At 65.1% G+C, this 12,424-nt stretch carries 14 protein-coding genes; 3 read left to right on the top strand and 11 right to left on the bottom strand.

All coding sequences use genetic code 11. The features are described 5' to 3' along the window. Window positions 1-9 precede the first annotated feature (9 nt). The 4 genes from J2Z17_RS12730 to hemN form a co-directional block, all read right to left on the bottom strand. Window positions 10-1,215, bottom strand: a complete 1,206-nt coding sequence (locus tag J2Z17_RS12730) for a beta-ketoacyl-ACP synthase (protein ID WP_209945521.1) — start codon at window positions 1,213-1,215, stop codon at window positions 10-12. A 102-nt stretch (window positions 1,216-1,317) separates the two neighbouring features. Continuing rightward, window positions 1,318-1,791: a 3-hydroxyacyl-ACP dehydratase FabZ family protein gene (locus J2Z17_RS12725; RefSeq protein WP_209945518.1), complete on the bottom strand. Its 474-nt coding sequence runs from the start codon at window positions 1,789-1,791 to the stop codon at window positions 1,318-1,320. 30 nt (window positions 1,792-1,821) lie between these two features. Beyond that, window positions 1,822-2,100: an acyl carrier protein gene (locus J2Z17_RS12720; RefSeq protein ID WP_209945516.1), complete on the bottom strand. Its 279-nt coding sequence runs from the start codon at window positions 2,098-2,100 to the stop codon at window positions 1,822-1,824. 106 nt (window positions 2,101-2,206) lie between these two features. Then, a complete protein-coding gene (hemN, locus tag J2Z17_RS12715; RefSeq protein WP_209945514.1) occupies window positions 2,207-3,571 on the bottom strand; it encodes an oxygen-independent coproporphyrinogen III oxidase in 1,365 nt (454 codons plus the stop codon). 215 nt (window positions 3,572-3,786) lie between these two features. Between hemN and J2Z17_RS12710 the strand changes: the two genes are divergently transcribed. After that, a complete protein-coding gene (locus J2Z17_RS12710) occupies window positions 3,787-4,512 on the top strand; it encodes a Crp/Fnr family transcriptional regulator (RefSeq protein ID WP_377300078.1) in 726 nt (241 codons plus the stop codon). A 50-nt stretch (window positions 4,513-4,562) separates the two neighbouring features. Here the strand turns inward: J2Z17_RS12710 and J2Z17_RS12705 are convergent, their stop codons facing one another. From J2Z17_RS12705 to cobA, 5 genes are all read right to left on the bottom strand, one after another. After that, the gene (locus J2Z17_RS12705; protein WP_209945510.1) at window positions 4,563-4,991 is read right to left on the bottom strand and encodes a L,D-transpeptidase; all 429 of its coding nucleotides are present in this window, start codon (window positions 4,989-4,991) and stop codon (window positions 4,563-4,565) included. A 128-nt stretch (window positions 4,992-5,119) separates the two neighbouring features. Beyond that, window positions 5,120-6,094, bottom strand: a complete 975-nt coding sequence (gene cbiB / locus J2Z17_RS12700; RefSeq protein ID WP_209945508.1) for an adenosylcobinamide-phosphate synthase CbiB — start codon at window positions 6,092-6,094, stop codon at window positions 5,120-5,122. A gap of 2 nt (window positions 6,095-6,096) precedes the next feature. Next, window positions 6,097-7,101 carry a threonine-phosphate decarboxylase CobD gene (gene cobD / locus J2Z17_RS12695; RefSeq protein ID WP_209945506.1) on the bottom strand — a complete coding sequence of 335 codons (1,005 nt, stop codon included), beginning with the start codon at window positions 7,099-7,101 and terminating at the stop codon, window positions 6,097-6,099. Next, window positions 7,098-8,405 (bottom strand): cobyrinic acid a,c-diamide synthase CobB, encoded by a 1,308-nt coding sequence (locus J2Z17_RS12690; RefSeq protein WP_209945504.1) that lies wholly within the window; start codon window positions 8,403-8,405, stop codon window positions 7,098-7,100. Before J2Z17_RS12690 ends, cobD begins: the two co-directional genes overlap by 4 nt. After that, the gene (gene cobA / locus J2Z17_RS12685; protein WP_209945502.1) at window positions 8,402-9,238 is read right to left on the bottom strand and encodes a uroporphyrinogen-III C-methyltransferase; all 837 of its coding nucleotides are present in this window, start codon (window positions 9,236-9,238) and stop codon (window positions 8,402-8,404) included. Before cobA ends, J2Z17_RS12690 begins: the two co-directional genes overlap by 4 nt. A 92-nt stretch (window positions 9,239-9,330) precedes the next feature. Here cobA and J2Z17_RS12680 point away from each other — a divergent pair, with 92 nt between their 5' ends. Beyond that, window positions 9,331-10,458, top strand: coding sequence for a cobalt-precorrin-5B (C(1))-methyltransferase (locus tag J2Z17_RS12680; RefSeq protein WP_209945500.1), 1,128 nt, complete (start codon window positions 9,331-9,333; stop codon window positions 10,456-10,458). Continuing rightward, window positions 10,448-11,134: a cobalt-precorrin-6A reductase gene (locus J2Z17_RS12675; RefSeq protein ID WP_209945498.1), complete on the top strand. Its 687-nt coding sequence runs from the start codon at window positions 10,448-10,450 to the stop codon at window positions 11,132-11,134. The genes J2Z17_RS12680 and J2Z17_RS12675 overlap by 11 nt, the downstream gene beginning before the upstream one ends. Window positions 11,135-11,137: 3 nt before the next feature. Here J2Z17_RS12675 and J2Z17_RS12670 read toward each other — a convergent pair whose 3' ends face one another. Together J2Z17_RS12670 and J2Z17_RS12665 are read right to left on the bottom strand one after the other, a co-directional pair. After that, entirely contained in the window at window positions 11,138-11,614 is a 477-nt protein-coding gene (locus J2Z17_RS12670; RefSeq protein WP_209945496.1) for a cupin domain-containing protein, read from the bottom strand. A gap of 212 nt (window positions 11,615-11,826) precedes the next feature. Next, a complete protein-coding gene (locus J2Z17_RS12665) occupies window positions 11,827-12,405 on the bottom strand; it encodes a hypothetical protein (RefSeq protein WP_209945494.1) in 579 nt (192 codons plus the stop codon). Window positions 12,406-12,424: the final 19 nt, after the last annotated feature.

Raw genomic sequence — 12,424 nt, 5'->3', positions numbered from 1 at the left:
CTGTTGTCCTCAAACCTCTGCCGCGAGACGGGCAACGCCCTCACCGCGGACATATCCAACCGTCGTGACAATCGCGCCCGATGCGGGCCCTGTCATTGCGCCTTCGGCCGCCGGATCGAAGGCCGGCACGACCGCCTTCTGGTCAAGTGCCAGGGCGGCCAGCGCCAGACCCACCGGGAACTGCGCTTCCATCGACTGACCGACGAGCCCGCTATAGCCGCGCAGGGCAGCTTTGGGCAGCTTGTCGGTCAGAACCGATCTTTCACCGGCCGTCAGGCCATGCAGGCCGCTGGCGCCCGAGAAGACCACGAGATCGTCGCCGGCGTCGTTTGCGGCATCGCCGATCATCCGGCCAAGGCGCTTTTCGAAGCCGCCATTCTCGCGCTTGCCGCGATCGCCCTCGATCGACGTCAGGGTCGCATAGATGTGGGCGCCGCGTGCCTCGGCATGGGCACGGCTTTCCATGACGAGAAAGGCGCCGACCGTGCCAAGCACCAGACCGCCCCCGGCACCCGCTTCGCGCTGCCAAAGCGGCTGCCAGTCGCCGGTCGCATGGGCATTGGTGCCCTCGACCATCAGGAAAATGTCATCCCGGTCGGCGACGAAGGCGCCGCCGACCAGCTGATGCGTCGACTGGCCGGCGAGAATGCGCGAATAGGCGGTGGCCACGGCCGAAATGCCGGCGGCCTCCTCGCCCATGAAGGTCCGCGACGAGCCGGTGACCTTGTGCACGATCGAGATATTGCCGGCGAGAAGATTGGACAGCTGGGCCAGAAACAGCGTCGGGCGCAGTTCGGTCGTCAGCTTCTCGTTGACCAGTTCGGCGCGGTCATTGCGCTTCAGGCCTTCGTCGATGATCAGCGTGTCGACCGCGATATCGCGTTCGCCACCGCCGGCCGCGACGATCATGTCCATGGTGCCGCAGAGGTCGGCATCGTCCTTCAGCCCGGCATCGTCAAGTGCGAGACCGGCCGCGTAGACGCCGAGCCGCTGCCAGTTTTCCATCTGGCGCTGGTCGCCGCGTTTGGGAATCTGCGTCGACCAGTCGATCTCCGGCAGGGGATGGATCGGATAAGGGGCGAATCGTTCGGCCTCCAGCACCGGCTGCGGCGTCGCGCCGGACTTGATCAGGTCGAGATGGACATCCTTGCCGGTGCCATGGCTTGTTACGATGCCAATACCGGTGATGACGACGTCATTCGGCTTCTTTGTCATATGTCATCCTCTCGCGTGCGAGACAGGCCCCGCAGCGGTAAAGAGCGCATGCCGGCAGTGCCGTCAACCACGTCGCTCATCTCAACGGGAGTGGCTGTGGGTTCAGGCGCCGGCCGCAATCGCGTCGATCAGGCCGACTTCGCCGGCGCGCGACTTGACCAGATCGCCGATCGGTATCTCGCCGAAGGGGATGGTCTTGAGCTTGAGCTGCGCGTCGCAGATCTTCTTGCCGCCGGCGGTGATCTTCGCCTTGGTGACGCCGAAACCCGACCCGTCATGCTCGAGCCGTGCCTCGACCTGAAGCTCGGTTTCGGGCTCGACGAAGCTGCGCATCTTGGCGCCGTCGACCGTCATCAACAGCGGCATGGCCGTGAACTTGTTGACGGCGAGCAGCAGGAAACCGGAGGCCTGGGCCATGGTCTCGATCAACAGCACCCCCGGCACCAGCGGCATTCCGGGAAAATGCCCCTCGAATACCGGGCTTTGGGCTGGAACGACGGAGCGCGCGACGAGCACGCCTTCCGTCAAATCGACGCTCTCGACCCGATCGATCATCTGGAAATATTCCAGCAGCATGCGCGTCTCCTTCGAGCCGTCCGAAGCCGATCAGGCCTTGGCGGCGCGCAGTTCGTCGATCTTGGCGCAGAGATTCTTCAGCACGAAATAGTCCTCGGTCGAGGCCTTGCCTTCGTTGACTTCCTGCGTCCACTGCTCGAGCGGAATCTTGATGCCGAATTCCTTGTCGATCGCAAACACGATGTCGAGGAAGTCGAGGCTGTCGATGCCAAGATCGTCGATCGTGTGGCTTTCGGGCGTAATCGTCTCGCGATCGATTTCGCTGGTTTCAGCAATGATGTCGGCAACCTTATCAAATGTAGCAGTCACGCTAGCGTACCTCTTGGTATCCAAATCTGGCCCCCAGATATGAAACTCTGGCCAAAATGCCAATGGCCTTGCACGCCGAATGCATCATTTCGCACCAAAGTGTTGCCTAAACAGCAATCGAATGACGCCCCTTGCCGGTCTGCAGATAGGTATCGAAGGCGGCCGCGACGCTGCGGGCGAAGACGCGGGCCTGCGGCCTGAGGCTCAGGGCGTCGCCATCGAGCGCCACGAGTTCTCCGCCATCGGCGGCCGCCAGGCGTCGCGCCTCGGCGATCAGCGGCTCGGCCGCCGGTCCCCATTCTGCCCGCAACTGCGCGAAATCGATGCGGAAATCGCACATCACCCGCTCGATCGCATCGCGCCGGATCCGGTCTTCCAAGGAAACCTCGATGCCGCGAACCACGCAGAGCGAACCGCTTTCGGCCATGCGCTGGTATTCGCCGGTCGCCGGCATGTTCTGCACATAGCCCTGCGGCAGCCGCCCGATGGACGAGGCACCCAGCCCGATCAGCGCACCGTTGGCGTCGTCGGTATAGCCCTGGAAATTCCGCTTCAGCCGCCCGTCCCGCATGGCGACCGCCAGCCTGTCGTCCGGCTTGGCGAAGTGATCGATGCCGATCGCCCGGTAACCGGCCTCCGTCAGCATGGCGCCCGCCCGCTGCATCTGCTCGAACCGCGCCTCCGCACCCGGCAAGGCCTCTGCCGGAATCATCTGCTGATGCTTCTTCATCCATGGCACATGGGCATAGCCGAACAGCGCGATACGGTCCGGATCAAGCGACAGGATGTCGCTGACCGTGCGTTCGAGGCCGGCCAGCGTCTGATGCGGCAACCCATAGAGCAGATCGCAATTGATCGAGCGGACGCCGCGGGCGCGCACCGAATCGACCACAGATCTGGTCTGTTCGAAGGTCTGAATGCGGTTGATGGTCTCCTGCACCTTCGGATCGAAATCCTGCACGCCGAGGCTGGCGCGGGTCATGCCGATCGCGGCCAGCGCGTCGTAGCGCGGCACATCGAGATCGTTCGGGTCCATCTCGACACTGATCTCGACATCGTCGGAAAACCGGAAGGCGACGCGCAGCCGGGCCATCAGGTCGACCATGTCTTCGGGCAGCAGCATGGTCGGCGAACCGCCACCGAGATGCACGGCGCGGACGCAAGCACCGGCCGGGACCAAGCCGCCAACCGTATCGATTTCACGGTAGAGCGCCTTCAGATAGGCGGTGATCGGCGCATAGCGCAGGGTCTGCCTGGTATGGCAGGCACAGAACCAGCAAAGACGGTCGCAATAGGGAATATGCACATAGAGCGAGAGGCCCTCGCCCGGATCCAAGGCCTGCAGCCACTGCGCATAATTGTCGCAGTCGATCCCCTGGTGAAAGTGCGGCGCGGTCGGATAGCTGGTATATCGCGGCACCTGTCCGCCAAACCTTGCAAGAAGAGACTGTGTTTTCAGATCGATAGCCATGGTGACCCTGCCCGTTTCGTATGTTTCGGATTGATAGTCGCCGGGCCGCGGCCTGGAGTTGACTTCAGTCAAATTGTCGATGGCTTTTTTCGCCCGTCCCGGTAGTATCCAATCGACTGGTCTTTCGCGACCGGTGGCGGTAAGACCGCTGCGGGCTAGGTGTCGGTTCGGGGATGAACCGACAGGCTTTACGACTTCAAAGGGGGTTGAGCACCGTGGACACGTCACGACGCGACCGCATTCTGGACGAGCTGCCAGCAGTCTGCCGCGCCTGCGAAGCGCGTCATGGCGGGCTTTGCGGTACGCTGACAACGACCCAGCTGGCCGAACTCAATCGCCATTCCTCGCGCCGCACCGTCGAGGCCGGAAGCGAACTCGTCGGCCAGGGCGACGACGTCGATCACTACAGCAATATCCTGCGCGGCGTGGTGAAGCTGTCGAAGATGATGAGCGACGGGCGCCAGCAGATCGTCGGCCTGCAATTCGCCCCCGATTTCCTTGGCAGGCCCTTCCATCCGGAAAGCGCGCTCTCGGTCGAGGCAGCTACCGATCTGCAGCTGTGCAGCTTCCCGCGCACCATCCTGGAACGGATGATCGTCGCAGCCCCCAGCATGGAGCGCGGCCTGCTCAACCAGGCCTTGAAGGAGCTGGACGAAGCCCGGGACTGGATGCTGACCCTCGGGCGCAAGAATGCCAACGAGAAGGTCGCAAGCTTCCTCTTTCTGATCGCCACCCATTATGATGCCGAGGAAAGCCGCACGACGGTGTTCGACCTGCCGCTGTCGCGGGCGGAAATCGCCGATTTCCTCGGCCTGACGATCGAAACCGTCAGCCGGCAGATGACCAAGCTGCGCAAGGAAGGCGTGATTGCGATCGAGAACAATCGCCACATCACCGTGACCAATATGGACCGGTTGGCAAGCGCCGCAGGCGAGGACTGATCCCCTCGGTGGGCGCAAGGCCCCCACCCCGCGGCGTGCATGGCTGGAAACTACTGCGTGATCACGATGCGCGTATTGGCAAGGCCGTAGCGCTGGGTCATCGAAAACAGCCGCGCCGCATTGTCGGGATGCAGCCTGACGCAGCCATGCGAGGCCGGCCGTCCCAGGCGTTTCAGGTCATAGGTGGCGTGCACCGCATAGCCCCCCTTGAAGAAGATGGCGTAGGGCATCGGCGCATTGTCGTATTTGCGCGAGCGATGATGGCGCGACAGCCATTTGGCGCCGTAACTGCCCCGCGGCGTCACATAGCCGCGTCGGGCGGTGGAAACCTTCCAGCGGTCGGTCACGACGCCGTTTTGCACCAGTGTCAGCGTCTGGTTGCGCAGACTGATGCGCGCCACAAGGCCACCGGCTTCCGCCAGAACCGCATAGAAGAAAAGACAGCAGAACGCCGCCGCGAAAATAGAAATTCTGCTCATGGTCCCCTCGCCTTGTCGTTGTCGGTCAAATTGAAGACGACAGGCGCGGCAAAAGCAATAGAACAAGGCGATGTATTCGCGTTAACATTACCGGCGGATATTTGTTTGACGATTATTTGACGCGATACTCACAGTAGAATGGCAAGCGTTGCAAGTCCTGCGACCGTCGCGAGCCAGGTACAACTCAGCCAGAACAGTTTCAGCGCGCGGTCGATATCTGGCGCAGTCGCCGTGTCGTGGCCGGCGGCGTTGATCATCGGCTCGCTCACCCGCTCGCGGCCATAGACACGCGGACCGGCAAGCTGCAGGTCCAGCACGCCTGCAAAGGCGGCCTCCGGCCAGCCGGAATTGGGCGAGCGATGCAGGCCGTGATCGCGCAGGGTCACCGCGACGCCGCGCCGCGCGACCCTGATGCCGCCCATGCTCAGGGCCGACAGCGCCACCAGCACCAGCGAAAGCCGGGCAGCCGGCCAGTTGGCGATGTCGTCGAGCCTGGCGGAGGCCCAGCCGAAATCGCGATATTTGTCGCTGCGATGGCCGATCATCGAATCGGCGGTGTTGAGCATCTTGTAGGCGAGCAGCCCCGGAAGGCCGGCCACCGCATACCAGAGCGCCGGGGCCACGACGCCGTCGGAAAAATTCTCCGCAAGGCTCTCGATCGCCGCACGGCAGACGCCGGGCTCGTCGAGTGTCTTCGGATCCCGCCCGACGATCATGGCAACGGCCAGTCGCCCGCCCTCCAGCCCGTCGCGGCGCAAACCGAGCGCCACGGCGCCGACGTGATCGGCGAGGCTTTTTTGCGCGAGGAACACCGTAACGACGACGACTTCCAGCAGCGCGCCGACGAAATGCAGCCGCAGGAACAGGGTGTGCAGCACCAAGCCCGTCAGGATGGCAATGGCCAGCAGGCCCGCGATGGCAATCACGCCATTGCGCCGCCGCGTGTGGCCGGTTGCCTTGCGGTCGTTGAGGGCGCGATCGAGGGTGTCGATCGCCGCGCCGAACAGCACCACCGGATGCTTGATCCGGCGCCACATCCAGTCGGGATCGCCGACAAGGCGATCAAGCAGCAGGGCGACGAGGAGCACGAGCATATGCAGCATGTTCAGCGGTCACCGAATGCGGCCAGCGCCACGCCCAGCCGTGCGTCGGCGGCGCGGTCGGGGCAAAGGCCGAGACGCAGCCATGTCGGCGCGTAGTCGAACACGCGCGTCAGGATATGCCGACGGCAGAGATGATCGTGCAACTGCGCGGCACGGTCGCTCTCGACCAGCGCGAACAGAGAGGTTCCGCCCAACGGCTGGAGGCCGTTGGCGTGCAGGATATCCATCTGCGCCGCCTTGCGTGCGGCAATCGTCCGGTGAATGGCGCTTGTGTCACCCGTCATCAGCCTGGCGGCCACGCAGAGCGCCGGTCCGGAGACGGCCCAGGGACCAAGCGTGGTTTCCAGCGCTTGGCGCAGCGCGTCACCGGCAAGCACGAAGCCGATGCGGATGCCGGCCATGCCGAAAAATTTGCCGAAGGAGCGGAAGACGAGCAGATTGGGATGATCGTGGACCACGGGCGCAAGGCTGATGCCCGGCGTGCAGTCGGCAAAGGCTTCGTCGACGACGAGCAGCGCGCCGCGGTCCGCCATCTGCCCGGCCAATGCCGCAAGCGCGTCCGGGCGGTATGTCCGGCCATCCGGGTTGTTCGGATTGACGACCACGACGAGGCGGTGATCCGCCGTCACGTCGGCCAGGGCGGCAATGCGGTCCATCGCAAAGCCGGCCTCGGCAAATACCCGTCCATATTCGCCGTAAGTCGGGCTTACGATCGCGACCCGGCGACCCGGCTGCACCAGACCCGGCAATTGCTGGATGGCGGCCTGCGTGCCGGCAACGGCCAGCGGGCGCATGCCGACGGTGCCGTAGAAGCGGGCGGCTGCCGTTTCAGCCTGGTCGAACAGCTCGCGGTCGGGCAGGCGATGCCATGCCGCGTTGTCGAGCGCCGGCAGGTCGGGTGGACAGGGGTTCAGCCCCGTCGACAGGTCGAGCCAGTCGGACTTCGCGCCGCCAAACCGGGCGATGGCCGCCCCGATCGCACCGCCATGGGCGATCGCTCCGCTCATGGCGCCTCGCCGGCAATATCGATCAGGTGCATGAACGACCCCGCGACAGTGCCGCGGACACGGCCTTGCCGGCCGAGCGGCATGCCGAGCGCATCCTCCGCCTCGAACAGGGCCTCGCCCTCGCCTTCCGAGACGATCGTCGCATAATGAAACTCGTGTGCAGCAAGCGCGGTGTCGAAGAAGTCGCCCCCGACCGGCCTGATCCTGCGGTAACCGAGATGCCGCTTGCGGGTCTCGTAGCTGGTGACCACCGGCAGCAGCCCCAGCATCTCATGCCGGACGCCCTCGGCGTCGATCAGGCCCTCGCCCATCACCATATAGCCGCCGCACTCGCCGAAGATCCGCACGCCGCGATCGCGCGCGGCGATCATCCCGGAGCGGAAGGTGGCGGCGGCGGCAATCTTGCCGGCGTGAAGCTCGGGATAGCCGCCCGGCAGATAGACGGCGTCGCAGTCCGCCTCCGGCGCCTCGTCGGCAAGCGGCGAGAAGAAGGAGATCTCCGCGCCACGGCGGCGCCAGCCGAGCAGCATGTGCTCGTAGCAGAAGGCCGAGGCGATATCGCGGGCAACGGCAATCCGCTGGCCGAGCGGCGGCAGCCGGGCGATATTGGCGTCCGATGTCCGGTCCGGGATGGCCCGGGCGGCCCGCATCAGGGTGGCGAGGTCGAGATTGCCGGCCACCACGTCGCTGGCATGCTCGATGAAACTGTCGAGTTCGCCGTGCTCGCCGGCCTGGACCAGGCCCAGATGCCGTTCCGGCACGGTGAGCGCCTGTTCGGAGCGGATGACGGCGAAGACCGGCATGCGGATCTTGTCCATCGCGCCGCGCAGCATGGTCTCGTGACGATCGCTGCCGACCCGGTTGAGAATGACGCCGACAATGCGGATGTCGATGCGGAAATTGGCAAAGCCGCTGACCAGGGCTGCGATCGAGTGGGAGGATTTGGCGCAGTCTACGACGAGGACGACCGAGAGGCCGAGCATGGAGGCGAGATCGGCGGCCGAGCCCGAGCCGTCGGCAGCCCCGTCGAACAGGCCCATCATCGCCTCGATCACCAGCGTCTTGCCGCCCGACATATGCAGCGCCGCATTGGCGACCAGCAGCTCGCGGCGCATGCCCCAGGGGTCGAAATTGAGACAGACTTCGCCGCTCGCGGCCGCATGGAAGGCCGGGTCGATATAATCGGGTCCCGCCTTGCCGGGCGCCACCGGATAGCCGGCCTTTTTCAGTGCACGTAACAGGCCGAGCGTAACAGTCGTCTTGCCCGACCCGGTTGTCGGTGCGGCGATCATCAATCCACTCATGCCCTGTCTTTCTGATTGGCCTCGGCGAAGGGGTCCGGCTGCAGCCGGCGCCCGGACAGCGCGCCCAGCCAGTCGAGCGACGGCCGCAGGCGCACGACCTCGCCGACGACGACGATGGCCGGCGGCTCCAGCGTGCGGGCTGCGGCCTCCGCGCCTTCAAGCGTTGTTTCGACGACGCGCTGCCGGTCGGTGGCGGCATCGCAGACAAAGGCGACCGGCTCGTCTGACGATCGTCCGCCGGCGATCAGCGCCGCGGCGATATGGCCGATATGCTTCATCGCCATATACATGACGATCACCGGCGACCCCCTGGCGATCGCCTGCCAGTCGATCCGGTCGGGCACCAGCCCGGACGAATCATGGCCGGTAAGGAAGGTGACGGCATGGTTGACCTCTCGGTGGGTGACGGGAATGCCGGCATAGCCGAGCCCGCCTATGCCGGCGGTAATGCCCGGCACGATGCGGAACGGCACGCCATGTTCGACCAGCGTCATCGCCTCTTCGCCGCCCCGGCCGAAGACGAAGGGATCGCCGCCTTTCAGCCGCAGCACGCGCTTGCCTTCGCGGGCAAGTTCGACCAGCCGCAGCGAGATGTCGCGCTGCCGGGCAGACGGCTTGCCACCGCGTTTGCCGGCATATTCGAGGGCAGCTCCCGTGCGCGCAAGCTTCAGGCAGTCCGCGTTGACCAGCGCGTCGTGAACGATCACATCGGCCTCGCCGAGCGCCTTGGCGGCAAGCAGCGTCAGCAGGCCCGGATCGCCCGGCCCCGCACCGGCAAGCCAGACATGACCCAGCTCCAAAGACGGCAGATGCGCAAAGGGACTGTCACTCATGGCACCCGTCTATGCCTCACTCCCGAAAATTGCAACGCCGCACGGAAAGGCACCGGCTTTCGCCCTGCTGCGACCTGTCCTATAACGGCGCCATGAGCACGCCCGCCCCGCCGATCGATGACACCGCGTCTGCCACAAGGCAGCGTCCGGAAGGCGTGCTTCGCACCGGCTGGACGACCGGTGCCTGCGCGACCGCGGCGACCAAGGCCGCCCTGACCGCGCTGCTCACCGGCAGCTTCCCCGACCCGGTGACGATCACGCTGCCGCGCGGCCAGACACCGGCCTTTGCGCTTTGCCACGAGGCTCTCGACGACGGCCTTGCCGAAGCGGCGATCGTCAAGGATGCCGGGGATGATCCCGATGTGACCCATGGTGCCACGATATCCGTGCGCGTGCGGCAACTGCCAGCGGCAAGCGGCATCCGCTTTGTCGCCGGCGACGGCGTCGGCACGGTCACCAAGGCGGGCCTGCCGATCGCGGTCGGCGAAGCGGCGATCAATCCGGTTCCCCGCGCGATGATGACGGCGGAGATCGAGGCGCTCTGTGCAGAGCATGGCCTTGCCGCAGATATCGAGGTGACGGTTTCTGTTCCAGACGGGGCATCGATCGCGCAGAAGACCTGGAATCCGCGGCTCGGCATTGTCGGCGGCCTGTCGATTCTCGGCACCACGGGCGTCGTGCATCCGTTTTCCTGCTCGGCCTGGATTCACTCGATCCACCGCGGCATCGACGTCGCCCGCGCGGAAGGTCTGAGCCATGTGCTGGGTGCGACCGGTTCGACATCGGAAAAGGCGGCGCAGGCCTTTCATCGCCTGCCCGACGGCGCCTTGCTCGACATGGGCGATTTCGCCGGTGGCCTGCTCAAATATCTGCGCGTGCATCCCGTGCCGCAGCTGACGATCGCCGGCGGCTTTGCCAAGCTGACCAAGCTCGCCCAGGGCGCGCTCGACCTGCATTCGGCCCGCAGCCAGGTGGATTTCGATTTCTTCCTGAACCTGCCAGCATGCCGCGACTTGGCCCAACCGGTAAAGGCACGGATAAAGGCCGCCAATACCGCCCTCGAAGTGCTGGAAATCACCCGCGGGTTGGGTATCGATCTTGCCGGCCCGATCGCCGCGCTGGCGCGCGAAACGGCGCTTGCGACACTGCGCGGTGCGCCGGTGAACGTCGACGTCCTGCTCGTCGACCGCAAGGGAGCGATCATCGCCCATGCGGTCTAGAGACACGGTGCTGATCCTGGGCGGTACGGCGGAGGCGGCAGATCTGGCCGCCCGACTGGTGGCAGAGACAACCGCAAGGGTGATCACCTCGCTTGCCGGCCGGACGATGGATCCGGTGCTGCCGCCCGGCGAAGTGCGGATCGGCGGCTTTGGCGGTGCGGACGGACTGGCAGGGTATCTGAAGGACGAGCAGGTGAGCCGGGTGATCGATGCAACGCATCCCTTCGCCCGGCGGATTTCACAAAATGCGGTCAGCGCCTGTGCCGCGGCCGGCATCCCGCTGGAGCGCGTCGAGCGCCGGCCATGGCTTGCCGGGACGGGCGATCGCTGGACGGACGTTGCCTCGCTCGACGCGGCCGCCGCCGCCCTGCCCCGCGGCGCGCGGGTGTTTCTGGCGCTCGGGCGGCAGTATCTCGATGCCTTCCGGGCCCGCACCGATTGCCACTTCGTCCTGCGCATGGTCGACCCGCCGGAAGTGCCCCTAGGGTTCGCCAGCCATGATCTGCTGATCGGCAAGCCGGCGGATGCCGACAGCGAGGCGGCGCTGCTGTCTGGCCATCGCATCACCCATGTCGTGTGTCGCAATTCCGGCGGTGCTGCCGGCTTCGGCAAGATCGAGGCCGCGCGGATGCTCGGCCTGCCGGTGATCCTGATCGCCCGCCCAGAACCATCCTGATGGTCAGGCGTGCTCCGGCACGGTGAGAGGTGGACCCAGGAATTCGACGTCCCATCGAAGGCCGAAGGCATTCAGGGCCTCCCGGTCGGGACGCCCGTCCCGCATGACATGCGCCAGTCCCTCGAAGAAGGCCCGGGCGTCGAGGCCGGGCGTGATCAGGATATATTGCCGCGCCGGCCTGTCGGTGACATTGACGAAGGCATGCGCCGCACCGCCCGGAACCGTCACCACATCGCCTTCGCCGGCATGGAATTGTTCGCCGTCGACCTCGAACAGATAGCGTCCTTCCAGCACCCGGAAGACCTCGGTCTCGCGGTGGCGATGGCGCGGCGGCCCGAATCCCGGCGCATTGACGGTGTCGATGCATGCATATTGCCCGCCCGTCGCCTCCGGCGCCACCCGCACCATCAGTTCCAGCCCGATCGCCGGGATCAGGATCGCCGGCTCCCCGGCCCGCGAATGCCCTTTTTCAATCGCCATGTCCAAGCATCTCCCTCACGCCTGACGCTACACTGCAGCGAGATTCCTATCCCAATGACGGGTAAATTGAAGGCTAAACCGGAAAGCGAACACGCCGAATATGGACGTTGCGGCGAAGACAAAAAATGAAGGATGGGACTGTTGATGCGGTTCAGTCCTGCCTGCATCTGGCCCACTACTTTCGCCGCGCTTCCTCACGGGTAACCTCAAAATCACGCAGTGCGGATCAGACCACAGGCGATCGCCCCGCACACGATCGCGGCGATCATGCTTGGCACCGGCCTGAAAGCCAGACCGGATGCCAGCGATAACAGAAGAGCGCTCACCGGCAAGGCAAAAAGGAAGAGAAGTGCGGGAAACGCCAGAAACTCCGGAACAAGCCATATCCACAGTCCGGCCAGGATCAGCGCGAGGCTGAATTGCGCGGTGCCGAGCACCGAACGAAACTCCGCTTGGCTACGGTCGCGCTTCCAGTGCTTGCGAAACCAGGCATTGATCCGCAAGCTCAGGCTTGGGCCTTCCAGTGCACTGCATCCCCTGACGATCAGAAGAAAGGCCGAGGCACTGCAAAGTTCGAAAACCATCACAAGCACGGGCACTGTCGATATCGAAAGGTCAAAGTAGCCGACGACAATCTTGATCGGCTCAGACCCGGTCGCGACGACGATGTTCTCGCTCACCACCAATGCCATGACGAAGGCGATGCACATGGCGAACGTGACGGCATGTTTCAATTCGCTGGTGGCAGGGGCACGCCGCCTGGCAGGCACGGGATTGTCTGGCGAGGTCATGCTGCCATCGTGGTCGACG

It is taken from the genome of Heterorhizobium halophytocola (genome assembly GCF_017873095.1).
Lineage (GTDB): Bacteria > Pseudomonadota > Alphaproteobacteria > Rhizobiales > Rhizobiaceae > Allorhizobium > Allorhizobium halophytocola.
This window is presented reverse-complemented; position numbering and strand designations above follow the sequence as displayed.

What these genes read in the sequence shown, in the direction of transcription:
- J2Z17_RS12730 (WP_209945521.1), bottom strand. Translation starts at nt 1,215, where the DNA reads ATGACAAAGAAGCCGAATGACGTCGTCATCACCGGTATTGGCATCGTA.
- J2Z17_RS12725 (WP_209945518.1), bottom strand. Translation starts at nt 1,791, where the DNA reads ATGCTGCTGGAATATTTCCAGATGATCGATCGGGTCGAGAGCGTCGAT.
- hemN (WP_209945514.1), bottom strand. Translation starts at nt 3,571, where the DNA reads ATGGCTATCGATCTGAAAACACAGTCTCTTCTTGCAAGGTTTGGCGGA.
- J2Z17_RS12705 (WP_209945510.1), bottom strand. Translation starts at nt 4,991, where the DNA reads ATGAGCAGAATTTCTATTTTCGCGGCGGCGTTCTGCTGTCTTTTCTTC.
- cbiB (WP_209945508.1), bottom strand. Translation starts at nt 6,094, where the DNA reads ATGCTGCATATGCTCGTGCTCCTCGTCGCCCTGCTGCTTGATCGCCTT.
- cobD (WP_209945506.1), bottom strand. Translation starts at nt 7,101, where the DNA reads ATGAGCGGAGCGATCGCCCATGGCGGTGCGATCGGGGCGGCCATCGCC.
- J2Z17_RS12690 (WP_209945504.1), bottom strand. Translation starts at nt 8,405, where the DNA reads ATGAGTGGATTGATGATCGCCGCACCGACAACCGGGTCGGGCAAGACG.
- cobA (WP_209945502.1), bottom strand. Translation starts at nt 9,238, where the DNA reads ATGAGTGACAGTCCCTTTGCGCATCTGCCGTCTTTGGAGCTGGGTCAT.
- J2Z17_RS12680 (WP_209945500.1), top strand. Translation starts at nt 9,331, where the DNA reads ATGAGCACGCCCGCCCCGCCGATCGATGACACCGCGTCTGCCACAAGG.
- J2Z17_RS12675 (WP_209945498.1), top strand. Translation starts at nt 10,448, where the DNA reads ATGCGGTCTAGAGACACGGTGCTGATCCTGGGCGGTACGGCGGAGGCG.
- J2Z17_RS12670 (WP_209945496.1), bottom strand. Translation starts at nt 11,614, where the DNA reads ATGGCGATTGAAAAAGGGCATTCGCGGGCCGGGGAGCCGGCGATCCTG.
- J2Z17_RS12665 (WP_209945494.1), bottom strand. Translation starts at nt 12,405, where the DNA reads ATGACCTCGCCAGACAATCCCGTGCCTGCCAGGCGGCGTGCCCCTGCC.